We start from the raw sequence: 22,060 nt of genomic DNA, 5'->3' as shown, positions 1-22,060 counted from the left end.
CCGCCAAGCTCGCGAGGCGCCGCCCGCCGCGCAATTCCGGTCGCGGCGTTTACCACAAGTTAGGCGCCTCGGGCGTAAGCGTGCCGTCAGAGCTTTATTGGGGATCTGGTAGATGGGCGTGCAGAGCTTTGTGGATGGTCCGGCAGCGGGCAAGAGGAGCTCGAAGCGGGCTCGCGTCCTGCTCGCCGCCAAGCTGCGGAGCGGCCCGGCGGAGACGGACGTGCGGCTGCGCGATCTTTCCCAGAAAGGCGCGTTGATAGAGGGCAAGTGCATTCCCCCGGTCAACAGCGACGTCGTCTTCTGTCGCGGATCGATCTGCGTGCCCGCGCGGGTTGCGTGGACCGGCGAAGGCCGAGCCGGCCTCGAATTCGCCTATATGATCGACGAGAGCGAGGTTCTGGTTCAGCTCAAGCGGACCACCACCGATCAGAACACGCCGCGGTTCCGGCGGCCGCGCCTCATGGGCGAGGACATGAGCGAGCACGAGAAGAAGCTGGCGCACCTGTGGGGCGTGTCCGTCGGCATCGCCGTCCCGGGAGAGTAGAATGAGCGGGCTGACCGGCCAGCTTTCCACCGAGCCGTTCGACGAGGTTCGTCAGGCCGCACGCACCGAGGTCGTGCTCGGCGCCGGGCTTCGCCAGCGCGGCGCCAGCGCAGTGACCGTCCAGATCCTCGACCTTTCGACGCACGGATTTCGCGCCGCGACCCATCTCGAGCTGCCGGTTGGCACGGATGTCTGGCTGAAGCTGCCCGGTCTCGAGACGTGGCACAGCCGCGTCGTCTGGATGAGCGGCCACCTGCTCGGCTGCGCATTCGTCCGGCCGCTGCATCCGGCCGTGCTGCAGATGATGGTGAACAAGGGCCACTGATCCCTCACCTCCGCCGCCCGGGACAGCGCTTCGCCGCGATGACGAAAGGACCGGATCGGCGTCGGAAAGAATAGCGCACCGTCGGGCAGGGACGTCCGCGGGACGAATCTCCTGACTGTCGATCGTGGCGAGTTGCGCTGAATTTCGACTTTGAAGTCGAGCTCGATCGGGCGCAGAGCGAGTCCATGGCGGCTCTCATTCGTGCCAAGCGCACCGTCATCGAATCGTGCGCCCTCCTCCCGAACCAGAAGTCGGCCTCCGTGGAGGAGCCCCGCAGCGTATCGCGAGCCCCGGCGCCCGGACAGGCGCTGGAGCTCCGGCCTTACTTCAGCGCGAACTCGCCGGCCTGGGCACCGAGATGCTCGCGGGCGAAGGTTCGTGCCGCGTGGACGCTCTTGAAGGTCTCCTCCTGGAGCGTCGCCTTGACCAGCGGGTAGCCCTGACTGTTGTAGCGCGTCTCCCGGATCGTGATCCGGAACTGGCCTTCGTCGTCCTGCGCAATCAGGTACGGGCGGAGCTGTGCTGTGGGCATCTTGAATATCCAATCATGAAAAAGCCCCCCTCATGTCCGAGGGGGGCGTCAGGGTCTCAGCCGAGCATCTCTCGGACGATCCGGCGGAGCTCGCCAGGCGGCAGGATCGCCGCCGGCGGAACAGACCCGGCGTCTGCCTTGGGAAGCGCCGGAATAGGGCCCTCCCACAGCAGGGCTTTGGGCGGGTACAATTTGGGTCGTTTACGTGTCTTCATTTCACTCCTGGCGCGATCCAACGCGCCTCTTTGTGGTACGTCCTCCTCAACGCCTGGAACCGCGACGCGGGCCCGGCCCCTGGCCAGGAATTCTTTCGCGGAAAACGATCCGGCCCTTGCTGAGGTCGTAGGGGGTCATTTCGACATGGACGCGGTCGCCGACGACGGACTTGATGCGGAAACGGCGCATCTTTCCGGCCGTGTACGCGATGATCCGATGGTCGTTATCGAGGGATACGCCGAAGCGGCCGTCGGGATAGATCTCGTCGATTCGCCCTTCGAGGGTCAGCAGCTCTTCCTTCGCCATGTCAGGCGGCGCCCTGCAGCTGAACGGTCATGATGTTTCCTTTCCTCCTCACGCAGCCAAACGACTGAATCGCGTCGGCAGAAGACGGAGCAGGCTAAAGCGCCGATCCGGTTGCGAGCCGAGAGAGAGGGAGAAAGGAGCCGCGAAGCGCCAGAAACCGTCAATAGCGATGCAGCAGACAACAGAGATGGGGACGAGCACCACGATTGCAAGGCCAAGGGCGGACAAGAGGGGAAGCAAGGCTGTCTCACCCGCGACGCCGACACGGGACAGTCCACATTGATCCAGATCAAGAAGGGTCCTATCGATACGGGATGAAGGACCTGCAGATCGAGATCGAGGCGGCGCGCGCCTCCATTGCCGAAGGTCAGAAGCACATCCGCCTGCAGCGTCAGATTCTCGGCCATCTGCGCGAGGTCGGCGCCTGTACCAAGGTGGCGGAGCAGGTCCTCGCCCAGTTCGAGGTTCGACTGGCGCAGGATGAGGCGAGGGAGGCCAGCCTTGCCGCAGCGCTGGCCGCAATGCCTCAGTCGCCGCGCGCTATCTGAAGGAAAATTCCGTCTGACCTGGGCTGCCGGCTGGCTCGTCGAGGCCACAGGAGGCGCCGCGCCTCTGCGCGACGTCCCGACGGGCGATGGTGCTGCCGGTGAGGATTGAACTCACGACCTCAGCCTTACCAAGGATGCGCTCTACCACTGAGCTACGGCAGCATCATCGCCTGTCGGGAGACGGCGGGCCTATGGCCGGGGCCGCCGGTCCTGTCAAGGCAGCTTGCGCCACCTCCGCGCCCCAGCGTAGTTTTCGGCATGTCCAAAGCCGATGAAGACCGCGCCCGCCGGCTCGCCGAGGCCCTGCGTCAGAACCTGAGGCGCCGCAAGGCCCAGGCACGAGGGGAAGAGGCTCCGGGCGACGCAGCCCCTAAGGAGGAATAGACGCCCTCCCGCGGATCGGCGGTCAGAGCGGCGCGCAGGCCCCTCTCGCCCATTCCAGCGCTTCGCCGTCGAGCTGGGGTCCGACGATCTCGAGGGTGCGGCGGTGATAGGCATCCACCCAGGCGCGCTCCTCCGCGCTGAGCAGCCCGCGATCGATCAGATTGCGGTCAATGGGCGCCCAGGTCAGAGTCTCGAAGCCGAGCACGGGCTTCTCCGCCCCTGTGACGTCGCGTGCGGCGACCAGCACCAGATTTTCGATACGGATCCCGTATTCGCCGGTCTTGTAGTAGCCGGGCTCGTTCGAGAGAATCATGCCCGCCTGGAGCGGCTCGTCGCCGCCCGATTGACTGCTACCGACCGGCGAGATGCGCTGCGGCCCCTCGTGAACCGCGAGATAGGAGCCGACGCCATGGCCAGTGCCGTGGGCGTAATCGAGCCCCGCCTGCCAAAGATACTGCCGGGCGAGCGTATCGAGCTGGCTGCCGCGCGTGCCTGCCGGAAAGAGGGCGGTTGCGATGGCGATATGGCCCTTCAGAACCCGGGTGAACCGGTCCTTCATCTCAGCCGTCGGCGTGCCGATCGCTACGGTTCTGGTCACGTCGGTGGTTCCGTCGGGATATTGCCCGCCTGAATCGACCAGGTAGAGCGAGTCCATCTCGAGCGGCCGGTTGGTCTCCTCGCTCACCCGATAGTGGACAATCGCGCCGTTCGGGCCGGCGCCGGAGATGGTGTCGAAGCTGGTGTCGCGAAGATCGCCGCACGCCTGGCGGAATGCCTGCAGCCGCTCGACCGCCGAAAGTTCGTCGACGCCACCCTTCGGCGCCTCGACGAACAGCCAGTGGAGGAAGCGAGTCAGCGCTGCTCCGTCGCGCGCCTGAGCGGCATGGTGGCCCGCGATCTCGGTGCCGTTCTTGATCGCTTTCGGCAGCACCGCGGGATCGCGCCTGGCCACTACGCGCGCGCCAGCGCCGGTCAGCGCCTCGAAGATCGCGGCCACGGCGCGTTCCGGATCTGCCACCACCGTCTTGCCTGCCATGCTGCGCAGGTGCGGCTCGAAGGCGTGGCGCTCGTGGAGCCGGACGCCGTTGCCGAGATGCTGGCGCACATCGTCGCCGAGCTTCTCGGAGGCGACGAACAGATCTGCGGTGCCATCCTGGTGCACGAGCGCGAACGAGAGCGCGACCGGCGTGTGCTCGACGTCCTGTCCTCGCACGTTGAAAGTCCAGGCAATGGAGTCGAGCGCCGACAGGACCGCGGCATCAGCCTGCTGCGCCTTCAGCCAATCGGCCATCTCCTGGCGCTTGGCGGCAGACGACTTGCCGGCAAATTCGTCCGGATGCGCGACGAGCCGCGCCTTGGACGGCTCAGGCCTGTCCGCCCACACCCGATCGATGGGATTACGCTCCACCGCGACGAGCTCGGCGCCCCGGTCCGCCAGCGCCTGGCGCGCTCTCGCGACCCAGTCGCGTGTATGCAGCCATGGGTCGTAGCCGATCCGCGCCCCGTCGGGGGCATGCGCCTTCAGCCAGTCGGCGACGCTGGTCTCCGGCACCGACTGATAGCTCCAGTGTCGTCCGTCCACCTGATCGCGCACCTGCAGCGTATAGCGGCCGTCGGTGAAGATCGCCGCTTCCTCCGGAAGCACCACCGCCGAGCCCGCCGAGCCCTGGAAGCCGGTCAGCCACGCCAGCCGCTGGGCGTAGCTGCCGACATATTCGCTCATATGCTCGTCAGTCAGCGGCACGACGAAGCCGTCGAGCCGATCGGCCTTCAACTGCTCGCGCAGGGCCTGGAGGCGGGCTTCGTAGCTGGACATGTCGTATCTTCCTCGGCTGATGACCGGCGGCTAAGTAATCCCTATCGCAGGGCGGCGCCAGATCGCCGCGCCATATCGGGAGCCCTACTTGAAGCCCTATCTGTTCCTGCCCATCCTCGCTCTCGCCGCATCCTGCGCAACGACCGAGCAGCCTCAGAAAGCCAGCATGACCACAGCTTCGAACCTTCCCGCGCCGCCCCGGGCCGAGCAGCGCCCGTACAGCTACGAACGCCACGGCTACACGGTCGAGGACCCCTATTTCTGGCTGAAGGACCAAGGCTATCCGAAGGTCGATGACGAGGACGTGCTCGCCTACCTCAAGGCCGAGAATTCCTATTTCGAAGCGGCGATGAAGCCGCACAAGGCGCTGGTCGAGACGCTGTTCGAGGAGATGAAGGGCCGGGTGAAGGAGGACGAATCCTCCGTGCCGGCGCGCGACGGCGATTGGCTCTACTGGTGGGCGTTCAAGCCGGGCGCGCAATACCGCACCTGGTACAGGAAGCCTGTGGCCGGCGGCGCCGAGCAGGTGATGCTCGACGAGGCCGCCGAAGCGGCGGGGCGGGAGTATTATCGTCTTGGCGCGATCGAGGTGAGCCCCGACGGCCGGCTGGCCGCCACCCTGGTCGACGACAACGGCTCGGAGCGGTTCGAGCTTCGTATCCGCGACCTCGCGACCGGCAAGGATATCGAGACGGTGACCAAAGTCGGGATCGGCTCGCCGGTGTGGACCAGCGACAGCAAGGGGGTGGTGTTCACCGAGGTGAACGACAATTGGCGCTCGTACCGCGCGCGCTACCATCGGCTTGGCGCCGCGATCGAAAGCGACAGGACGCTCTACGAGGAAACCAAGGAGCTCGGCTTCACCGTCGGCGTCTCCAAGTCGCAGGACCGCAGCCTGATCTTCATTTCGACGGGCGACAATGCGACCAACGAGGTCCGCTTCGTCTCCGCCGCCGATCCCGAGGCGCCGCTGACGCTGATCTCTCCGCGCAAGGAGAAGCGGCAATATGCGGTGGACGCCTCGCACGGGAAGCTGTGGATCCTCACCAACGACGAGCACGTCAATTTCCGTCTGGCCGAGGCAGATCCGGCGCGCCCGGACGCCTGGAAGACCGTCATCCCGGGCTCCGATCGCGTCTATCTGCGCGGCGTGACGGCCTATCGAGACCATCTCGCGATCAGCGAGCGGGTGGACGGCCTCGATCAGCTTCGCTTGCGGACGTATGCGGGCGAGGAGGAGCGGATTCCGTTCAAGGAGGCGACCTACAGCGCCGGCTTCGCCGGCAACGCCGAATACGCGCCCGAAGCCTATCGCCTCAGCTATTCGTCGATGGTCACCCCGCAGACGGTCTATGATTACCACCCTGCCGACAACCGGCTCGAGACGCTGAAGGTGCAGGAGATCCCGTCCGGCTACGACCCGGGCCAATATGTCAGCGAGCGGCTGATGCTGCCGACGCGCGACGGCAAGAAGGTCCCGGTCTCGGTGGTCTACCGAAAAGGCTTCGAGAAGAACGGCAAGGGCAAGCTCTTCCTCTACGGCTATGGCGCCTATGGCTATGCGGTGCCGCCGAGCTTCTCGACCTCGCGCGTCAGCCTGCTCGATCGCGGCTATGCTTATGCCATTGCTCACATCCGCGGCGGCGACGATCTCGGCTACGGCTGGTTCCTGGACGGCAAGCTCGACAAGCGCACCAACACGTTCAACGACTTCGTCGATGCCGCGAAAGGCCTGATCGCCGCCGGCTTCGCCAGCCCGGGCAACATCGGCACGCAGGGCGGATCCGCCGGCGGCGAACTGATGGGCGCGATCGTCAACTCCGATCCCGAGCTATGGGGGGCGGTCGTCGCCGACGTGCCGTTCGTCGACGTCCTCAACACCATGCAGGACGAGAGCCTGCCGCTCACCCCCGGCGAATGGCCGGAATGGGGCAATCCGATCACCGACAAAGCGGCGTTCGAATATATCCGCTCGTACAGCCCGTACGACCAGGTGAAGGCACAGCCCTATCCGCCGATGCTGATCACCGGCGGCCTCAACGATCCGCGCGTGACCTATTGGGAGCCGGCGAAATGGGCGGCAAAGCTTCGCGCCACCAAGACCGACGACAATCTGCTGCTGCTCAAGATCAACATGGGTGCCGGTCACGGCGGCAAATCGGGTCGCTGGGAACGGCTGCACGAGGTGGCGGAAGCTTATGCCTTCGTGCTCACCCAGATCGGCGAAGGCAGGTGAGGCCCGGCCTCACCGCCGCGAAAGGCTGACGCTACGGTGCCTCCGTTCGAGATCAGGATCACGGCCACCGAAGCCGACATCGACGAGCTCGGCCACGTCAACAATGCCGTCTGGGTGCGCTGGATCCAGGACATCGCCACCGCCCATTGGCAGGCGGTCGCCCCGGCGGAGCACCAGACGGCTTATATCTGGGTCGTGACCCGGCACGAGATCGACTATCTCCGCGCGGCCCTGCCGGGCGAGACCGTGATCGGGCGGACATGGATCCCCGAAGGGCCGCGCGGCGCGCGGTTCGATCGCCACGTCGAGTTCGTCGGCGAGGACGGCAAGCCGCGCGTCCGGGCGCGCACGACCTGGGCGATCCTCGACAAGGAGAGCGGGAGGCCGTTGCGCGTTCCGGCCGAGGTGGCGACGCCCGTCGTGGAGCCGGAGAAGTCCTGATCGCCCCCGCGTCGAGCGCCCTCAGCCCTTTCGAAAGGGCGTGAAGTCGGCGAGCTGCTCGATCTCGTCGGCGACCGCCGCGCGCTCCGCCTCGAGGAACTCGGCGACGGCCGCGCGGAAGCCCGGATCGGGGATGAAGTGGGCCGAGAAAGTCGGGACCGGCCGATAGCCTCGAGCGAGCTTGTGAGCGCCCTGAGCCCCCGCCTCGACGCGGGTGAGGCCACGAGCGATCGCCGCCTCGATGGCCTGGTAATAGCAGATTTCGAAGTGGAGATGCGGCACCTCGGCCAGCGTTCCCCAATAACGCCCGTAGAGAGCGTCGCTGCCGATGAGATTCAGCGCACCCGCGATCGGCTCCCCGTCCTTCAGCGCGAAGATCAGCAGGATCCGGTCCGCGAGCCGCTCGCCCAACAGGGAGAAGAAGGCGCGCGTGAGATAGGGCCTGCCCCATTTGCGCGACCCGGTGTCCTGGTAGAAGGTCCAGAAGGCATCCCAATGACGCTCGGTGATCGCGTCTCCGGTGACGTGCTCGACCGCTAGGCCGTTGAGCGCGGCGGCCCGTTCCTTGCGGATCGCCTTGCGCTTGCGCGACGAAAGGGCCGCAAGGAAATCGTCGAAGCTTCGATACGCCTCGTTGTGCCAGTGAAACTGGCTATCGGCGCGGATCAGCCATCCAGCAGCCTCGAAGACGGGGACCTCCTCCGGCGCGATGAAGGTCGCGTGACCGGAGGAGAGATCGTGCTGACGCACCACCGTCTCGGCGGCAGCGATCAGCGCCGGCGCGAGTCCAGGATCGCGTGCGAGCAGGCGGCGACCCGGCACTGGGGTGAAGGGAATGGCGATCTGAAGCTTGGGATAATAGTCTCCGCCCGCTCTCTCCCAGGCCGAGGCCCAGCCGTGATCGAAGACATATTCGCCCTGGCTGTGGCTCTTCAGATAGGCGGGTACCACGCCGGCGAGGGCGCCGTCCGCTCCGTCGATCGCGATCGGCACCGGTTGCCAGCCGGTCCTGCCGGTGGCGCTGCCCGATTCCTCGAGCGCGGAGAGGAAGGCATGGCTGAGGAACGGATTTTCGCTTCCCGCGCAGGCGTCCCAGGCTTCGGCCTCGAACGACCCGACGCCGCGTGCGATACGGGCGATCACCTCAGACATCGACCGGCAGCTCGTGGATGACCTGATCGGCGTGCGCCCCCGCGCGAGCGCGATCCGCCTCGCTGCGCACCGTCCATGTCAGGAGCGGCTTGCCGGCCTCCCGAAACGCGCCTGCGAGCTTCGAGGGGAGGTCGCGGACGTCGTAGGCGAGGAAATCGGGCTCGGCCCACGCCAGGCTGGCGAGGCGCTCGAGCCGTCCCCGCAACCCCCTTTTCTCCGCCTCGCTGACGACGAGGCCGCGCAGCACCTGCGGCGCGTGGCGCTCAAGCCAGTGCGGCACGCCCGGATTGAACGACATGACGCCTACCGCACCGCGATAATCTTCGAGGGTCTGGGCGACCGCCCGGGCGAGGACGGCGGCATTGCCGCGCGGCGCCTTCGCCTCGATGAGCAGCGGCACCCGGCCGCCGACGAGCCTCAGCACCTTGGCGAGCGGAAGGATGGAATCGTCGCTGCCCAGCAGGGTGATTCCGGAAAGCTCTCCCGCGGTGCGCGCCGACACGAGTCCGGTCTCGGCCGTCAGCCGGTCGAGGCGGGCGTCGTGAAAGACCATCGCCTCGCCGTCGCGGCTCGCCTGGACATCGAGCTCGATACCGTGGCCGGCCGCGATCGCCGCCTCGAAGGCGGCGCGGCTGTTCTCGACGCGACCGTTTCCATGAAGCCCGCGATGGGCAACCGGCACGACCGCGAGGAGGTAGGGATCAGGCCGGCCGGAGCGCGACGATCGCATCGATCTCGACCGCGGCCCCCAGCGGCAGGACGGGCACGCCGACGGCGCTGCGCGCGTGCCGCCCGGCCTCGCCGAACACCTGCTCCATCAGCTCGGAGGCGCCGTTCGCGACCTTCGGCTGATCGGTGAAGCTGCCGGCGCTGTTGACGAAGACGCCGAGCTTGACGATCCGCTCGACGCGGCCGAGACCGACCGCCTTCTCGATTTGCGCCAGCAGCATGAGGCCGCAGGCGCGGGCGGCGCGCACGCCGTAATCCAGATCGCGGTCCTCGCCGAGCCGGCCCGTGAGGAGGGCGCCGTTCTCGAACGAGACCTGGCCGGAGATGTGGAGCAGGTTGCCGGCAAGGACAGTCGGCACGTAGGCGGCGACCGGCGCAGCAGCTTCCGGAAGGGCGATGCCGAGCTCGGCGAGGCGGGAATGAATATCGGTCATGGTTTCGGTCTCAAGCAGTTGGGGACTGAAGCGGTCAAGCCGCGGTTTCGTTGCGCGCGATCGCAAAACCGGCGAAGCTCTGGTTGACCGGCATGATCTCGATCCGGTTCAGGTTCAGGTGCTTGGGCTGGCTCGCCACCCAGAAGATCGTCTCCGCGATGTCCTCGGCGGTCATTGGATCCATGTTCGCATAAAGAGCGTCGGAGGCCGCCTGGTCCCCGCCGGTCCTGACGACGGTGAACTCGGTCTCGACCATTCCCGGCTCGATCGAGGTGACGCGGACGCCGGTGCCGTGCAGATCGCAGCGCAGGTTGAGCGAGAATTGCGTCACGAAAGCCTTGGTGCCGCCGTAGACGTTGCCGAAGCGATAGGGGTAAGTGCCGGCGATCGAGCTCAGATTTATGATCGCCCCCTTGCGAGCGATCAGGGTCGGCAGCAGGGCGCGGGTGATCGTGACGAGACCGAGCACGTTGGTCTCCACCATCTCGCGCCAATTGGCGAGATCGGCCTCCTGCGCCGTCTCCATACCTTTCGCGAGGCCGGCGTTGTTGAGCAAAATGTCGACGTCTTTGAAGGCCGCCGGCAGGCTCGCGATGGCCGCAAGAATCGCCGCCTCGTCGCGCATGTCGAGGGGGATGGCGTGCACCTTCTCCGCGCCCAGCTCCGCCGCGAGGGCGTCCAGCCGTTCCCGCCGCCGCCCGGTCGCGACCACCCTGTAGCCGGCGCCAGCGAAGCGGCGGGCCGCGGCGGCGCCAATTCCGGAGGTCGCGCCGGTGATGAGGACGGTTCCCGTCATTGCTCTTCCTTCTCCATGTCTGCGGGGGCCCGCCCTTCGGAGAAGCGCGCCCGGATCCAGTCGGCGGCCTCGGCCCAGCCATCGATGCGGGCGTGGGCGTGCGGCGCCGGCGGCACCACCTGTGCAAGCTTAGGCTCGGCGATCATGTGCAGGCGCCACACGTCGGGGGCGTGGTTCGCCACCGATTCGTGATGGACGCTGAGATCGTCCACGAACACCACCGCCGAAGGCTGCATCTGCTCGACCAGCTCACGGACGGGGCGACCCTTGCCGCCCCGATTGCACAGCACCCGATGACGGATTTCGAAACGGCCGAGCTGCTCGACGCGCCCTGCCTCATGCTCGTCGCCGATATTGGTGAGTATGACGATATCCGCCTGCTCGGCGATCGCCGCCAGAGCCTCGACCGCGCCGGGCACGATGTTCTGGCGGTCCATCTCGGTCCGGAAGAACGAATCGAGCAGCGGCCAGATTCGCTCCTCCGGCAGGCGGCGTCCCTGGGAATCGCTGAGCGCGGACTGGAAGCTGTCTGCATAAAGATCGAACGACAGCCCGTGCGCCTCACCGACCCATTCCGCGAAATGGGAAATCATGTTGAGCAGGACTTCGTCGCAGTCCGTGATGAGAAGCGGGCGGTTCACGCTTCGAGCCTCCTTCTGGCCTCGATCAGCGCGGCGGGCGGAACGCCGAGCGCGTCCGCACAGGCGACGAGGTCCGGTTCATAGGATTCGAGAAAGCCGATGACTGCGGCGAGGAGCGAGGGATCGCCGAGGCGCGATCGCAGATCGTCGGGTGCGAGACCGGTGAGCGCCAGCAGCCGCTCGGCACGCGCCTGGTCCGAGAGCGCCCAGCCGAGGGCGGCGAGAGCGAGGGCTTCAGGATCGTTTGTGTCGGGAATCGTCATCGCCTACTAGGGGCGCGTGGTACAAAAAATCCTCGTTGTCGAGGACAACGAACTCAACCTGAAGCTCTTCTGCGACCTGCTGCGCGCGCACGGATACGCGGCCGAACCGGTGCGCGACGGCCGCGAGGCGATCGATCGCGCCCGCGCCTTCGTTCCGGATCTGGTCGTCATGGACATCCAGATGCCGCACATCAGCGGCCTGGAGCTGATCGAGCAGATGAAGGGAGACGACAGCCTGAAGCACATCCCGATCATGGCGGTGACCGCTTACGCAGCGAAGGGCGACGAAGAGAGAATCCGCGATGCCGGGGCCGAAGGCTATGTGTCCAAGCCCATTTCGGTGATGAAGTTCGTGGCTGCAGTCGCGGCCCTGCTCGAAGCGGCAGTCGCGCGGCCTTCCGAGGCGATGGGCGCCCCGGCCGAGCGCTCCCCGCCCGACCCGGAAAGCGAAGCATCGGAAGCACCCGTCCCGGAAGCCGCGGCCGGCGCGGGCGAGAGTGCTCCGCGCGCGCAGGATGTGGCGCACGACACCGATCCTGCGGATCGTTCGGTGCCGGGCGATGCGGGCAAGGAAGAGCAAGCACCCGGCGATCTCGGCAGTGCCGAACCGCGGCTTTTCTAGAGGGCCGTCGCTTCGGTTCGCCGAACCAGTTGCGGCTCTCCGGCGGCGAATCGAGCGCGTACGCGAAAAAGGCGCCCGCCGCTTGCGCGGCGACGCCTCTTAAGCCGGACTTCCGCGGACCGAAGCGGTCCGCAGCGCCTTACTTGATCTTGGCTTCCTTGAACTCGACGTGCTTGCGCGCGACCGGGTCGTACTTGCGGAAGGTCATCTTCTCAGTGATGTTCCGCGGGTTCTTCTTCGTGACGTAGAAGAAGCCGGTGTCGGCGGTGCTGACGAGCTTGATCTTGACGGTTGTCGGCTTGGCCATGACAGCCTCTTCGAATTGGAAATGGATGAAAAAAAGCGGCGCAGCCGCCGCTTCCATGCGCCGCCGCCTCTGCCGCGAAGTGCAGCCTGTGTCAAGAGCGGCCGTGGAAGCCGACCTCGCGCTCCCGATGCGGAGTAGCAGCGCATGCCCCGGCAGCGCCGGGGCACCACCTTCATACTTCGGCAACCATGTCGGCGCATTCTCTTCATTCTCGGACACGGGAGGCGGTATGGGCCACGGACAGGACGCGTTGCTGCTGGTGCGTGCGGAGCTGTGCGATCGCCTCGCCGCCCTGACCCGCGCAGGAAGCCGGCTTGGCGCGGCCGAGTTCACGGCGCGGGTCGGCGCGATTCGGACGTTCGCCGCAGCCTACGGGCTGACTCCGGTGGTGCGCCTTGCCCAAGCGCTCGAGCGCGCCATCGCGGACAGCGATTCGTCGGACGTCCGGGCCTGCCCCACGGCGCTCTATCTTGCGCGTCTCCAGGACGCGATCGGCTGCGAGACGGTCGACGACCGGACCAGCGAGGCGCTGATCGCGTCCGTGTCGGTGCGCCTCGGCGCCTGAAGCCTTGGACGCGCTCCTCGCAGCCTTTGTCGCCGCCGGCCTGGCGGAATGGGGCGACAAGACCCAGCTGCTCGTCGCTGCGCTTGCCATCCGGTATGCGCGCCCGGCGCCGATCCTTGCCGGTGTCGCCCTGGCGGCGCTGATACACGCGCTGATCGCGGCAGTGGGCGGAGTCCTGGTCCACGATTTCGTCACGATCAGGGCGCTGTCGCTGCTGGTCGGGCTTTCGCTGCTCTTCGCCGGCATCGCCGGGCTCGTCACGCGCAGGACTCCGCGCATTCTGGTCTCGGAACGATTCGGTCCGTTCCTCGCCGCCTTCGTCTGCCTGTTCATCGCCGAATTCGGCGACAAGACCCAGTTCCTGACATTCTCGATTGCCGCGCGGTTCGAATCCTTGCTGCTCGCAGCCGCGGGCGCGACGGCGGGGGTGCTGGCGGCGAGCATCCCAGCCGCAGTGCTCGGGGACGGGCTCGCCCGCCTGGTGCCGCTGCGCGCCATTCGGATGACGGCGGCGATCCTCTTTCTCCTCCTCGCCTTCATCGTCGCGGTGAACGCCTGGCGGCTGGTGTAAACCTGGGGCGACGCCTACCCGCCGAAGGAGGGAAACCGGGAGCCCCCGGTTCGTTACGGAGGCGATGCGCGACTTCTCCCAGCTCCTCGACGCCCTCGTCTACACCCGCTCGCGCAACGGCAAGCTGAAGCTGATCGGCGATTACCTGCGGCGCACCCCCGATCCGGACCGGGGGTACGCGCTGGCCGCGCTGACCGGCGAGTTGAACCTGCCGGCGGTGAAGGCCGCGGCGATCCGCGGTATCGTAGAGGAACGCGTCGATCCGGCTCTCTTCTACATGAGCTGGGACTATGTCGGCGATCTCGCCGAGACCGCGTCCCTCCTCTGGCCGAAGCGGGTCGAGCAGCCGGCGGAGATCGACGACGGGACTTTGCGCATCTCGAACGTGGTCGAGCGGCTGCAGGGGCTTGGACGCAGCGAGGCACCCGCCGCCCTCGCGCAGATGCTCGACCACCTCGACGCGAACGGCCGCTACGCTCTGCTGAAGCTCGCCACGGGAGAGCTTCGGATCGGCGTGTCCGCGCGACTCGCCAAGATGGCGCTCGCCGCCGCGTTCGGGCTGGAGGTCGATGCGGTGGAGGAGGTCTGGCACGGCCTCGGCCCGCCCTATCTGCCCTTGTTCGACTGGGCCGAAGGCCGCGGCGCTCAGCCGACGGCCGAGAACGTGCCGGTCTTCCGGCCTTTCATGCTCGCCCACCCGCTCGAGGATCTGCGCGTCTCGATGGACGACTATGCAGCCGAGTGGAAATGGGACGGGATCCGCGTCCAGATCGTTGGTGTCGCCGGGCAGACCCGGCTCTACAGCCGCGCCGGGGACGACATTACCGGCAGCTTTCCCGAAGTGGCCGAGGCGTTTCGCGCTGACGGCGTTCTCGACGGCGAGCTGCTGGTCAAGGGCGAAGCGCAGGGCGCGGACGAGCACGGCGGAGCCGCCGCGAGCTTCAACGCTCTCCAGCAACGGCTCGGTCGCAAGAGCGTCTCACCGAAGATGCTGCGCGACTACCCAGCCTTCGTGCGGCTCTACGATCTGCTGTTCGACCGGCGGGAGGACCTTCGGCCTCTTCCCTGGAACCTCCGCCGCGAGCGGCTCGAGCGGTTCGCCGGAAGCCTGGATTCCGAGCGATTCGATGTCTCGGCGCTGATCGCGGCGGAAAGCTTCGAGGAGCTGGAGAGGATACGCGCCGGCGCGCGCGACGTTGCGATCGAGGGCGTCATGCTGAAGCGGAGGGACAGCCCTTACCTCGCGGGCCGGAAGACGGGTCTCTGGTACAAATGGAAGCGTGACCCGCTGACCGCTGATTGCGTGCTGATGTACGCCGCGCGAGGGAGTGGCAAGCGCTCCTCATACTACAGCGACTATACGTTCGGCTGCTGGACTTCGGAAGGCGAGCTGTCGCCGGTCGGAAAGGCGTATTTCGGCTTCACGGACGAGGAGCTGATGTGGCTGGATCGCTTCGTCCGCAACAACACGATGCAGCGCTTCGGGCCGGTCCGCGAGGTGGAGAAGAGCCTTGTTCTCGAGGTCGCTTTCGATTCGATCCATGAATCGAAGCGGCACAAATCGGGTCTGGCGATGCGCTTTCCGCGGGTTTCGCGTATCCGACGCGACAAGCCGGCGGCGGAGGCCGATACGATCGAAGGCTTGAAAAGGCTGGTGACCTGAAACGGCCCTGACGTGCCCCTCCCGCGTCGGGGAGGGGCTTTGCAGATCAGAACGGCAGCCAGCGGTTCTTCTTGCTGAACCGCATGTAGCCGGCATTGACACCGAGACGCGCGCCGACACCGAGGCGCACGGGAATGAGCGCAACGTCGCCGCGACGCAGGTAGCTGGCCGTGAAACCGCCGACGACATAGGCGTTGCCCTCGGCCGCCGCATAACGGCGGAAGATCTGCTCGCCGTCGTGGAGGTTGTAGACCAGCACGAACACCTTGCTGGCGTCGGCGCCGAAATCGAAGCCGACCGACGGACCGGTCCAGTAGATCGGCTTGTCGCCCTCGATCTGGTGGTGGAGCGTGCCCGAGCCGTAGCGGACGCCCGCGACGATCGCGGCGCCGGCTTCACGGCCGGTGATGTAGGCGGTCGGCTCGCCGCGATCGCGGAGCAGGTCCTCGATCAGATCGGCCAGGCCTTCCGCGCCCTTGCCGAACACGCCCTCGGCGGCGCTGAACACGTCGTTGCGCGAGATCGTGCCCTTGCCGGCGGCAGCGCTGGCGCGGCTGCTCGCGTCCGACGGCGCGGCGACGCTGTCCTGGCTCGAGGGCGCGGGATCGCTCTGCTGGTCAGCGCCCTGATCGACCGGGGTCCATTCCCCCTGCGCTTCCGGCTCCGGGGTGGCGGTGACGGGCGCCGGCTCGCCTGAAACGGCGGCGTTCGGATCGACCGTGGTGACCTGCGCGCCGGCGGCCGTGCCGGCCAGCGCAAGCGCCGCGGCAGCGGCGAGCTTCAGCAAATTGGTGGAAAACATGGCTTGGCCCCTGCCCGGCGTGATGATGGTGAACAAAGGCTAAACGGCCCCAGGTTTCATCACAATGAACACGCGGCGAGGCGAATCGAACGCGCGCCGGAGCGTCCGATCGTGCCGCCACGAAGTTGCGCGAGCGCGGTTGAACCGCGGCCAAGGCCTCGCTATAGCCCCGGCTTCGGCGCTTCCGGAGACGTGGGTGAGTGGCTGAAACCAGCGGTTTGCTAAACCGCCGTAGGGGGATTACTCCTACCGAGGGTTCGAATCCCTCCGTCTCCGCCACTTCTATCGCTACTCGACCGACGAAGCCCGCCTGTCGCGCAGCCAGATCGTCGGGTCGGTCGGTTTCCGTTTCTAAGCGGATCTTCGAGAGGACATGGACGCCCGGGCCGTTGGCGTCGGGGTGGATTATTTTCGACCGCTGCGCCGATCCGGCTTACCGAGATCGTCGTCCGGGCGGCTGCAGGCGCGTTCGTCCGCGATCGCGCCGGCGCGTATCTCCTCCACGACCCGCAGCGCTGCGACGGCCGAACCGTTCGGATCGCCCAGCCCCATCTTCATCGCCACTCCCGTGAGGATCGCCTCGGCATCGTCGAACGCGCGGCAGACGGTCGGCGCGAGATCGGGCGAGTCCTGGGCGAGCCGCCGGCAGAGAGCGATCAGCACCGCCTGAAGGGCGACGAGCTCCGATCGGACAACCGCCGCTTCACTCCTGTCTTCGACTCTCTCCGTCATGGCGCCATCAACGCCTGCCGAAGGCGGCGGCTCCGCCAATCCTGCCTCGGGATCGAAGCGGCGCAGCCGCCCTCAGGACAGCTTCAACGCCTCGCCGGGCGAGCTCGGCCGCTCTCGCGTGATGGTGACGGTCGTGCCGAAGTTGGTCATCCCATAGAGCTTCCGTGCGAAGCTATGGGGCAGACGTATGCATCCATGCGACGCGGGTCGGCCCGTGACGTGGCCGGCGTGGAGCGCGACACCCGACCAGGTCAGCCGCTGCATATAAGGCATGGGCGCATTGTCGTAGGTAGTGGAGCGGTGCTTGACCTTCTTCTGAAGGATCGGAAAGCGGCCCACGGGAGTCGCATAGCCTTTTCGTCCCGTTGAAACGGTGGAGGATGCGACCAGCTCTCCGGCCTTGAACACGTACAGCTTCTGCTGCGGCAGGCTGACGACGATGCGGACCGAAGATTGCGGCCGCGGGGCCGGTGCGGCAGGCGGCGGCGCCATTGGGCCGGCTTCGGCAACAATCGTCGGAGCTGCTCGAGCCCTGTCAACTGCGGCGCCAGCTGCCCCGGCGACGTCGGTTCCGAGCTCCGGTGCGGCGAGGGGAAGGCGTGAAACCAGCGCGAGGTCCTCGTCGGGCACGAGGCAGGCCCTGGGACTGGCACAGGGGACCGGCCTCTCGCTCGCGCCGATTGCGGGCGGTGACGGACTGGCGAGCACCAGCCCGGCCACACCGCAGAACAAGGTCAGTCGCGTCACCCTCTCTCCCGCCGTTCCGGTTGCTCAACCTTACGCCGCCTCAACTATCGATTAACCATCTTGCTCCGGCAAGCGCTTGCAGAACCTTGGGCCACCGGCCGGGATTGGCAGAACCGGCAAGGACGGCTAGGCCCGGGCCATGCTGAGCCTCAACTTCATCCGTGAAAATCCCGACGTGGTGCGTACCGCGGCGGAGCAGAAGAACGCTGCGATCGACATCGAGCGCCTGCTCGAACTCGACGGGGAGGTCAGGGAGCTGAAGAGCCGGATCGACGAGCTCCGCCGTCAGAGGAACGAGATCAGCGCCAGCTTCAAGACTGCCGATCCGGCCGAGCGGCCGGCACTCGGCGCCAAGGCCAAGGCGTTCGGTGCCGAGGCGGCCGAAGCGGAAGCTGCGCTGGCCGAGAAGTCGGAGGCGCTGAACGGGCTGCTGCTTCGCGTGCCCAACATCCCGTGGGACGGCGCCCCGGTCGGTCGCGACGAGAGCGCCAACGTCGTCATCCGGACCGAAGGCACGCCGCCCGAATTCGGTTTCGAGCCGCGCGACCATGTCGCTCTGGTCGAGATGAACGACTGGGCCGATCTCGGCCGGATCACTCAGGTCGCCGGCTCACGGCAATATTGCCTCAAGGGACGGCTGGCGCTTCTCGAGCAGGCTTTGATGTTCCATGCGCAGCAAAGGCTTGCCGCCGACGGCTTCACCCTGATGACGGTGCCGGCGCTGGCCAAGCCGCAGGCCTTCGTCGCCACCGGACATTTTCCGGGTCATGAGGAGGAAGCCTATCAGATCGAGAAGGACGATCTCTATCTCGCCGGAACTGGCGAGATCGCGCTGACTTCGCTTCATAGCGGTGAGATCCTCGAGGCGAGCCAGCTGCCGATCCTCTACGCCGGCTACTCGCCCTGCTTCCGCCGCGAGGCTGGCAGCGCGGGCCGCGACGTTCGCGGACTGCTGCGCGTTCACCAATTCTACAAGCTCGAGCAATATGTCATCTGCGAGGACGATCCCGAGGTCTCGGCCGAATGGCACCGGCGGCTGCTGGCGAACGCCGAAGCGCTGCTCAAGGACCTCGAGATCCCGTATCAGGTCGTCGAAACCTCGACCGGGGACATGGGCTTGGGCAAGTTCCGGATGAACGACATCGAGAGTTGGGTGCCCTCACTCGGCAAGTATCGAGAGACGCACAGCTGCTCGACCCTGCACGATTGGCAGGCGCGGCGGGCCAACCTCCGCTGGCGCGACGGCGAGCGCAAGGTGCGCTTTGCTCACACCCTCAACAACACCGCCCTCGCCTCGCCCCGCATTCTCGTGCCGCTGCTCGAGAACCATCAGCAGGCCGATGGGCGCGTGCGGCTCCCCAAGGCGCTGCAGGCCCTGATGGGGGGCGAATATCTCTGAAGTCCGTGTCGCGCGGCCGCCGCTGCGGCTGCTGATACGCGAGCCCTTCGCGCTGGCCGCCCGCCTCCATCGCGCATTCGGCCGCCTTGGCCCGCTGGGTCCGGAAGACGGTCCGCGGGTGATGGTGATCCCAGGCTTTCTCGCCACCGATCGAAGCACATTGGGATTGCAGCGGGCGCTCGCGCGCTCCGGCTATCGGGTCACCGGCTGGGGAATGGGGCTGAACCGCGGCGCCAGGCCCGACACGCTCGAGAAGATCGTCGCGCGCCTCGAAGCCTTTGCGGAAGCCGGTCCCGCGGTGCTGGTGGGATGGAGCCTTGGCGGGATCTATGCGCGAGAAGTCGCGAAACGCCGGCCCGATCTCGTCGCCAAGGTAGTGACTCTCGGCTCGCCTTTCTCCGGGCATCCGCGCGCCAACAACGCCTGGCGCCTTTACGAGCTGGTCGCCCGCCACCCGGTGGATGCACCGCCGATCGAGACCGTGCTCTCGGAAAAGCCGCCGGTGCCGACGGTCGCCTTGTGGTCGCGACGGGACGGCGTGGTAGCTCCGGAATGTGCGCGAGGCCAGGAGGGCGAACGCGATGTCGCGATCGAGCTCCACTGCAGCCACATGGCCTTCGCGGTCAGCGCGCGGGCTTGGCCGCACGTCGTCGCCGCGGTTCGCGACTGAGCGAGCGCCTTCGCTAATCCGGCGAGCGGATCAGGCGGCGCGGCGAACCATGGATTCGGACAGCCAGGCCCGGGCCTGGCGCTGCGCCTCCGCGATCTCGCGCGCGGTCATCTCCTCGGCGATCTCCGCGCGGCAGGTCTGCGCCTCCCGGCTGCCGTTCAGGGCCGCAAGGTTGAACCATTTGTGTGCTTCGATGAGGTCGACGCAGAGCCCGTTCGTGCCGGTCGAATAGGCGACACCGAGATCATAGAGCGCCTGCACGTCTCCTTCGAGCGCGTCGGCGATTCGGCTATTGAGCAGGAACGCGGCGGACTTGAGACTGGTAGCCATGACATGCCCCCTTGTTTGCGTGTCGGGGGACACCCTGCGCCCTCTAGTTTAAAATAAAGGTTAACGCCGCGGTGACCAGCCAAGCCCTTGCACCAAGCGGCAAGACTGCGCCTCAGCCGACCGCCAGATTGTCGATCAGCCGAGTACGCCCGATACGCGCAGCCGCGAGGAGGCGCGCGGGACGGCGGACATCGTCCAGCGGCGCGAGAGTCTCCGCATCGCGCAGCTCGACATAGTCGATCGGATCGAATCCGGCGCGCGCAAGCTTGTCGCGGGCCGCGGCGAGAGCGGATGCGACGTCTCCCCCCGCCTTGATCGCGCCCGCGGCCTCGCCGAGCGCGCGCGGCAGGGCGCGGGCGGCCCGGCGTTCCTCCTCGGTCAGATAGGCGTTCCGGGAGGAGAGGGCGAGGCCGTCGGCGTCGCGCTGCGTCGGCACCCCGACGATCTCGACCGGAACATCCAGATCAATGACCATGCGCCGGATGACGGCGAGCTGCTGATAATCCTTCTCGCCGAAGAGGGCGATATCGGGCTGGACCTGGTTGAGGAGCTTGGCGACGACGGTGGCCACGCCGGCGAAGTGCCCGGGCCGGGCCGCGCCGTCGAGGTCCGCGCTGACGCCGGCGACGGTCACGGTCGTCGCGTGACCTTCGGGATACATGATCGCGACATCGGGCGCCCACAGGATGTCGCAGCCTCCGTCTTCGAGCATGCGCGCGTCGGAGGCCTCCCGCCGCGGGTAGGTAGAAAGATCCTCGCTCGGAGCGAATTGAGTGGGATTGACGAAGATCGAGGCGACGAGATGCTTGGCCCGTCGCCGCCCCTCGGCGGCCAAGGCCATATGGCCGGCGTGCAGGGCGCCCATCGTCGGCACGAAGGCGATTGTGCCGCCGTCGGCGCGAAGCTCGGCGACCGCGCGTCGCAGCGTATCGATGTCACGGACCGTTTGCACCGCCGGATGGCCTCCGATAGAGAATTTGCTGAAAGCACGGCCCCTTGCGGGGGGTCGCGGGCAAGATCAAGAGGAAGCAGTTCGGACCATGGCTGGCGCGGCGCCGCACTTCATCGTTTTCGCCAACGAAAAAGGCGGCACCGGCAAATCCACCACGGCGGTGCATACCGCCGTCGCCCTGGCCGCCGGGGGCCGGCGGGTGGCGGCGCTCGACCTCGACACGCGGCAGCGCACCCTCGGCCGCTATCTCGACAATCGCACGGAGACGATCAAGCGCACCGGCGTGGCCCTGCCGATGCCGAAGCACGACACGTTCGATCCGGCCCGGCACACGCTGAGCGAGCTGATGGACGAGATCGGCCGCGACATGGACGTGGTGGTGATCGACACCCCCGGCCGTGACGACCCGCATGCCCGCGAGGCGATGCTGCGCGCCGATACGCTGGTGACCCCGATCAACGACAGTTTCGTCGATCTCGATCTCATCGGCCAGGTCGATCCGGAGACCTATCGGGTCCGCCGTCCGAGCTTCTACGCCGAGCTGGTCTGGAACAGCCGGACGCAGCGCGCAAAGACGCACGGCGCCAGCGTTGACTGGGTCGTGCTCCGCAACCGCATGCAGCACGTCGAGGCCCGCAACATGCGCCGCGTCGGCGAAGCGCTCGGCGAGCTCTCGCGGCGAGTAGGCTTTCGGATCATTCCGGGTCTCGGCGAGCGCGTGATCTATCGCGAGCTCTTTCCCAAGGGCCTCACCCTGCTCGATCTCGCGCAGCTGGGAGAGGTCGGCATCGCCCACATCGCCGCGCGCCAGGAGCTGCGCGAGATGATCGCCGCGCTCAGCCTGCCGCAGGAAGCGGAGGCGGCCCCGCGCGCGGCGGCGGCCGGCTGAGGCCGGTGGGCGGCATCCTGATCCTTGCCGCCGCGGGCGCATTGCTCTGGGCTTGGGCAACCGGCCGGCTCAAGGGCTTCACGCTCGATGATGCCACTGCCGCGATCGTCTTCCTCCTCGGCTTTCGGCTGCTCACCACCGGCAAGCTGTTGATCGGCGCGGTGCTGATGGCGGGCGCGCTGCTCTGGGCCGCGCATCGCCGCCGTCAGCTCTCGCCGCCGATGCAGATGCCGATCGAGGATGCCCGGCGTCTGCTCGGCGTGTCCGAGACCGCGACGCTCGAGGAAATACGCGCCGCGCATCGCCGCCTGATCGCACGTGTTCATCCAGACGCCGGCGGCTCGGCCGATCTCGCCGAGCGGGTGAACGCCGCCCGCGACACGCTGATCGCCGACAAGACCCGCAGAACGCCTCGCGCGTCCTGATCCATTTGGCGCCGGAGCAGAGC

At 67.2% G+C, this 22,060-nt stretch carries 27 protein-coding genes, 2 tRNA genes and 1 pseudogene; 14 read left to right on the top strand and 16 right to left on the bottom strand.

The genetic code is table 11. The annotated features are described in order from the left end of the window. Positions 1 to 112: 112 nt before the first annotated feature. Entirely contained in the window at positions 113 to 544 is a 432-nt protein-coding gene (locus tag E2493_RS01865; RefSeq protein ID WP_135083149.1) for a PilZ domain-containing protein, read from the top strand. Position 545: 1 nt separating this feature from the next. Continuing rightward, entirely contained in the window at positions 546 to 869 is a 324-nt protein-coding gene (locus tag E2493_RS01860; RefSeq protein ID WP_135083147.1) for a PilZ domain-containing protein, read from the top strand. Between the two features lie 322 nt (positions 870 to 1,191). On the opposite strand, the gene E2493_RS01855 is transcribed toward E2493_RS01860, so the two are convergent. Next, positions 1,192 to 1,401, bottom strand: a complete 210-nt coding sequence (locus tag E2493_RS01855) for a hypothetical protein (protein WP_135083145.1) — start codon at positions 1,399 to 1,401, stop codon at positions 1,192 to 1,194. A 261-nt stretch (positions 1,402 to 1,662) separates the two neighbouring features. Further along, complete coding sequence (gene infA / locus E2493_RS01850) at positions 1,663 to 1,923, bottom strand: translation initiation factor IF-1 (RefSeq protein ID WP_135083142.1); 261 nt, start codon at positions 1,921 to 1,923, stop codon at positions 1,663 to 1,665. A gap of 314 nt (positions 1,924 to 2,237) precedes the next feature. Between infA and E2493_RS01845 the strand changes: the two genes are divergently transcribed. Beyond that, on the top strand, positions 2,238 to 2,471 hold the full coding sequence (locus E2493_RS01845; RefSeq protein WP_135083140.1) for a hypothetical protein: 234 nt from the start codon (positions 2,238 to 2,240) through the stop codon (positions 2,469 to 2,471). An 87-nt stretch (positions 2,472 to 2,558) separates the two neighbouring features. On the opposite strand, the gene E2493_RS01840 is transcribed toward E2493_RS01845, so the two are convergent. Beyond that, a tRNA-Thr gene (locus E2493_RS01840) sits at positions 2,559 to 2,633 on the bottom strand. Between the two features lie 244 nt (positions 2,634 to 2,877). Further along, complete coding sequence (locus tag E2493_RS01835) at positions 2,878 to 4,671, bottom strand: aminopeptidase P family protein (protein WP_135083138.1); 1,794 nt, start codon at positions 4,669 to 4,671, stop codon at positions 2,878 to 2,880. A gap of 166 nt (positions 4,672 to 4,837) precedes the next feature. Between E2493_RS01835 and E2493_RS01830 the strand changes: the two genes are divergently transcribed. Next, the gene (locus E2493_RS01830) at positions 4,838 to 6,907 is read left to right on the top strand and encodes a S9 family peptidase (RefSeq protein ID WP_135083135.1); all 2,070 of its coding nucleotides are present in this window, start codon (positions 4,838 to 4,840) and stop codon (positions 6,905 to 6,907) included. Between the two features lie 36 nt (positions 6,908 to 6,943). After that, complete coding sequence (locus E2493_RS01825) at positions 6,944 to 7,348, top strand: acyl-CoA thioesterase (RefSeq protein WP_135083133.1); 405 nt, start codon at positions 6,944 to 6,946, stop codon at positions 7,346 to 7,348. A gap of 21 nt (positions 7,349 to 7,369) precedes the next feature. Here E2493_RS01825 and E2493_RS01820 read toward each other — a convergent pair whose 3' ends face one another. From E2493_RS01820 to E2493_RS01795, 6 genes are read right to left on the bottom strand one after another with little or no spacing between them, the layout of a single operon-like run. Then, the gene (locus E2493_RS01820; protein ID WP_135083130.1) at positions 7,370 to 8,500 is read right to left on the bottom strand and encodes a GNAT family N-acetyltransferase; all 1,131 of its coding nucleotides are present in this window, start codon (positions 8,498 to 8,500) and stop codon (positions 7,370 to 7,372) included. Further along, positions 8,493 to 9,230: a glycerophosphodiester phosphodiesterase family protein gene (locus E2493_RS01815; protein WP_135083128.1), complete on the bottom strand. Its 738-nt coding sequence runs from the start codon at positions 9,228 to 9,230 to the stop codon at positions 8,493 to 8,495. Before E2493_RS01815 ends, E2493_RS01820 begins: the two co-directional genes overlap by 8 nt. After that, on the bottom strand, positions 9,202 to 9,663 hold the full coding sequence (locus E2493_RS01810) for a RidA family protein (RefSeq protein WP_135083126.1): 462 nt from the start codon (positions 9,661 to 9,663) through the stop codon (positions 9,202 to 9,204). The genes E2493_RS01815 and E2493_RS01810 overlap by 29 nt, the downstream gene beginning before the upstream one ends. Before the next feature lie 34 nt (positions 9,664 to 9,697). Beyond that, positions 9,698 to 10,459, bottom strand: a complete 762-nt coding sequence (locus E2493_RS01805; protein ID WP_135083124.1) for an SDR family NAD(P)-dependent oxidoreductase — start codon at positions 10,457 to 10,459, stop codon at positions 9,698 to 9,700. Beyond that, a complete protein-coding gene (locus E2493_RS01800) occupies positions 10,456 to 11,100 on the bottom strand; it encodes an HAD family hydrolase (RefSeq protein ID WP_191992948.1) in 645 nt (214 codons plus the stop codon). The genes E2493_RS01805 and E2493_RS01800 overlap by 4 nt, the downstream gene beginning before the upstream one ends. Then, the gene (locus E2493_RS01795) at positions 11,097 to 11,363 is read right to left on the bottom strand and encodes a DUF3572 family protein (RefSeq protein WP_135083122.1); all 267 of its coding nucleotides are present in this window, start codon (positions 11,361 to 11,363) and stop codon (positions 11,097 to 11,099) included. The genes E2493_RS01800 and E2493_RS01795 overlap by 4 nt, the downstream gene beginning before the upstream one ends. Before the next feature lie 16 nt (positions 11,364 to 11,379). Between E2493_RS01795 and E2493_RS21675 the strand changes: the two are divergent. Continuing rightward, positions 11,380 to 11,739 (top strand): annotated as a pseudogene (locus E2493_RS21675) (response regulator); the annotation flags it as partial. 385 nt (positions 11,740 to 12,124) lie between these two features. On the opposite strand, the gene rpmG reads toward E2493_RS21675, so the two are convergent. Beyond that, positions 12,125 to 12,292 carry a 50S ribosomal protein L33 gene (gene rpmG, locus E2493_RS01785; RefSeq protein WP_008602901.1) on the bottom strand — a complete coding sequence of 56 codons (168 nt, stop codon included), beginning with the start codon at positions 12,290 to 12,292 and terminating at the stop codon, positions 12,125 to 12,127. 229 nt (positions 12,293 to 12,521) lie between these two features. On the opposite strand from rpmG, the gene E2493_RS01780 reads away from it, so the two are divergent. From E2493_RS01780 to E2493_RS01770, 3 genes are all read left to right on the top strand, one after another. After that, on the top strand, positions 12,522 to 12,857 hold the full coding sequence (locus E2493_RS01780) for a hypothetical protein (RefSeq protein ID WP_135083117.1): 336 nt from the start codon (positions 12,522 to 12,524) through the stop codon (positions 12,855 to 12,857). 4 nt (positions 12,858 to 12,861) lie between these two features. Next, positions 12,862 to 13,428 carry a TMEM165/GDT1 family protein gene (locus E2493_RS01775; protein WP_135083114.1) on the top strand — a complete coding sequence of 189 codons (567 nt, stop codon included), beginning with the start codon at positions 12,862 to 12,864 and terminating at the stop codon, positions 13,426 to 13,428. Positions 13,429 to 13,492: 64 nt separating this feature from the next. Further along, the gene (locus E2493_RS01770; RefSeq protein WP_135083111.1) at positions 13,493 to 15,091 is read left to right on the top strand and encodes a cisplatin damage response ATP-dependent DNA ligase; all 1,599 of its coding nucleotides are present in this window, start codon (positions 13,493 to 13,495) and stop codon (positions 15,089 to 15,091) included. Positions 15,092 to 15,137: 46 nt separating this feature from the next. Here the strand turns inward: E2493_RS01770 and E2493_RS01765 are convergent, their stop codons facing one another. Further along, positions 15,138 to 15,893 carry a DUF1134 domain-containing protein gene (locus E2493_RS01765; protein WP_135083110.1) on the bottom strand — a complete coding sequence of 252 codons (756 nt, stop codon included), beginning with the start codon at positions 15,891 to 15,893 and terminating at the stop codon, positions 15,138 to 15,140. A gap of 186 nt (positions 15,894 to 16,079) precedes the next feature. Between E2493_RS01765 and E2493_RS01760 the strand changes: the two genes are divergently transcribed. After that, positions 16,080 to 16,172 (top strand) — tRNA-Ser (locus tag E2493_RS01760). Between the two features lie 126 nt (positions 16,173 to 16,298). On the opposite strand, the gene E2493_RS01755 is transcribed toward E2493_RS01760, so the two are convergent. Together E2493_RS01755 and E2493_RS21670 are read right to left on the bottom strand one after the other, a co-directional pair. After that, on the bottom strand, positions 16,299 to 16,625 hold the full coding sequence (locus E2493_RS01755) for a hypothetical protein (RefSeq protein WP_135083107.1): 327 nt from the start codon (positions 16,623 to 16,625) through the stop codon (positions 16,299 to 16,301). A gap of 72 nt (positions 16,626 to 16,697) precedes the next feature. Then, the gene (locus E2493_RS21670; RefSeq protein ID WP_225421077.1) at positions 16,698 to 17,372 is read right to left on the bottom strand and encodes a L,D-transpeptidase family protein; all 675 of its coding nucleotides are present in this window, start codon (positions 17,370 to 17,372) and stop codon (positions 16,698 to 16,700) included. Between the two features lie 139 nt (positions 17,373 to 17,511). On the opposite strand from E2493_RS21670, the gene serS reads away from it, so the two are divergent. After that, complete coding sequence (serS, locus tag E2493_RS01745; protein ID WP_135083105.1) at positions 17,512 to 18,771, top strand: serine--tRNA ligase; 1,260 nt, start codon at positions 17,512 to 17,514, stop codon at positions 18,769 to 18,771. Between the two features lie 121 nt (positions 18,772 to 18,892). Further along, on the top strand, positions 18,893 to 19,441 hold the full coding sequence (locus E2493_RS01740) for an esterase/lipase family protein (protein ID WP_225421076.1): 549 nt from the start codon (positions 18,893 to 18,895) through the stop codon (positions 19,439 to 19,441). 30 nt (positions 19,442 to 19,471) lie between these two features. Here E2493_RS01740 and E2493_RS01735 read toward each other — a convergent pair whose 3' ends face one another. Both E2493_RS01735 and panC read right to left on the bottom strand, forming a co-directional pair. Then, entirely contained in the window at positions 19,472 to 19,771 is a 300-nt protein-coding gene (locus E2493_RS01735; RefSeq protein WP_135083101.1) for an SEL1-like repeat protein, read from the bottom strand. Between the two features lie 112 nt (positions 19,772 to 19,883). Further along, positions 19,884 to 20,723 (bottom strand): pantoate--beta-alanine ligase, encoded by an 840-nt coding sequence (panC, locus tag E2493_RS01730; protein ID WP_135083099.1) that lies wholly within the window; start codon positions 20,721 to 20,723, stop codon positions 19,884 to 19,886. Between the two features lie 88 nt (positions 20,724 to 20,811). On the opposite strand from panC, the gene E2493_RS01725 reads away from it, so the two are divergent. Continuing rightward, the gene (locus E2493_RS01725; protein WP_135083094.1) at positions 20,812 to 21,612 is read left to right on the top strand and encodes a division plane positioning ATPase MipZ; all 801 of its coding nucleotides are present in this window, start codon (positions 20,812 to 20,814) and stop codon (positions 21,610 to 21,612) included. A gap of 5 nt (positions 21,613 to 21,617) precedes the next feature. Further along, positions 21,618 to 22,037 (top strand): DnaJ domain-containing protein, encoded by a 420-nt coding sequence (locus tag E2493_RS01720; RefSeq protein WP_135083092.1) that lies wholly within the window; start codon positions 21,618 to 21,620, stop codon positions 22,035 to 22,037. Positions 22,038 to 22,060 lie beyond the last annotated feature (23 nt).

The organism is Sphingomonas parva (ex Maeng et al. 2020) (assembly GCF_004564275.1).
Classification (GTDB): Bacteria; Pseudomonadota; Alphaproteobacteria; order Sphingomonadales; family Sphingomonadaceae; genus Allosphingosinicella; species Allosphingosinicella parva.
Note: the sequence above shows the minus strand (reverse complement) of the source record. Positions and strands in the feature narration are given on the sequence as shown.

Bases quoted from the DNA above. Each gene is read 5' to 3' on its own strand.
- E2493_RS01865 (WP_135083149.1), top strand. From the start codon at position 113: ATGGGCGTGCAGAGCTTTGTGGATGGTCCGGCAGCGGGCAAGAGGAGC.
- E2493_RS01860 (WP_135083147.1), top strand. From the start codon at position 546: ATGAGCGGGCTGACCGGCCAGCTTTCCACCGAGCCGTTCGACGAGGTT.
- E2493_RS01855 (WP_135083145.1), bottom strand. From the start codon at position 1,401: ATGCCCACAGCACAGCTCCGCCCGTACCTGATTGCGCAGGACGACGAA.
- infA (WP_135083142.1), bottom strand. From the start codon at position 1,923: ATGGCGAAGGAAGAGCTGCTGACCCTCGAAGGGCGAATCGACGAGATC.
- E2493_RS01845 (WP_135083140.1), top strand. From the start codon at position 2,238: ATGAAGGACCTGCAGATCGAGATCGAGGCGGCGCGCGCCTCCATTGCC.
- E2493_RS01835 (WP_135083138.1), bottom strand. From the start codon at position 4,671: ATGTCCAGCTACGAAGCCCGCCTCCAGGCCCTGCGCGAGCAGTTGAAG.
- E2493_RS01830 (WP_135083135.1), top strand. From the start codon at position 4,838: ATGACCACAGCTTCGAACCTTCCCGCGCCGCCCCGGGCCGAGCAGCGC.
- E2493_RS01820 (WP_135083130.1), bottom strand. From the start codon at position 8,500: ATGTCTGAGGTGATCGCCCGTATCGCACGCGGCGTCGGGTCGTTCGAG.
- E2493_RS01815 (WP_135083128.1), bottom strand. From the start codon at position 9,230: ATGCGATCGTCGCGCTCCGGCCGGCCTGATCCCTACCTCCTCGCGGTC.
- E2493_RS01810 (WP_135083126.1), bottom strand. From the start codon at position 9,663: ATGACCGATATTCATTCCCGCCTCGCCGAGCTCGGCATCGCCCTTCCG.
- E2493_RS01805 (WP_135083124.1), bottom strand. From the start codon at position 10,459: ATGACGGGAACCGTCCTCATCACCGGCGCGACCTCCGGAATTGGCGCC.
- E2493_RS01795 (WP_135083122.1), bottom strand. From the start codon at position 11,363: ATGACGATTCCCGACACAAACGATCCTGAAGCCCTCGCTCTCGCCGCC.
- rpmG (WP_008602901.1), bottom strand. From the start codon at position 12,292: ATGGCCAAGCCGACAACCGTCAAGATCAAGCTCGTCAGCACCGCCGAC.
- E2493_RS01780 (WP_135083117.1), top strand. From the start codon at position 12,522: ATGGGCCACGGACAGGACGCGTTGCTGCTGGTGCGTGCGGAGCTGTGC.
- E2493_RS01770 (WP_135083111.1), top strand. From the start codon at position 13,493: ATGCGCGACTTCTCCCAGCTCCTCGACGCCCTCGTCTACACCCGCTCG.
- E2493_RS01765 (WP_135083110.1), bottom strand. From the start codon at position 15,893: ATGTTTTCCACCAATTTGCTGAAGCTCGCCGCTGCCGCGGCGCTTGCG.
- E2493_RS01755 (WP_135083107.1), bottom strand. From the start codon at position 16,625: ATGACGGAGAGAGTCGAAGACAGGAGTGAAGCGGCGGTTGTCCGATCG.
- serS (WP_135083105.1), top strand. From the start codon at position 17,512: ATGCTGAGCCTCAACTTCATCCGTGAAAATCCCGACGTGGTGCGTACC.
- E2493_RS01740 (WP_225421076.1), top strand. From the start codon at position 18,893: ATGGTGATCCCAGGCTTTCTCGCCACCGATCGAAGCACATTGGGATTG.
- E2493_RS01735 (WP_135083101.1), bottom strand. From the start codon at position 19,771: ATGGCTACCAGTCTCAAGTCCGCCGCGTTCCTGCTCAATAGCCGAATC.
- E2493_RS01725 (WP_135083094.1), top strand. From the start codon at position 20,812: ATGGCTGGCGCGGCGCCGCACTTCATCGTTTTCGCCAACGAAAAAGGC.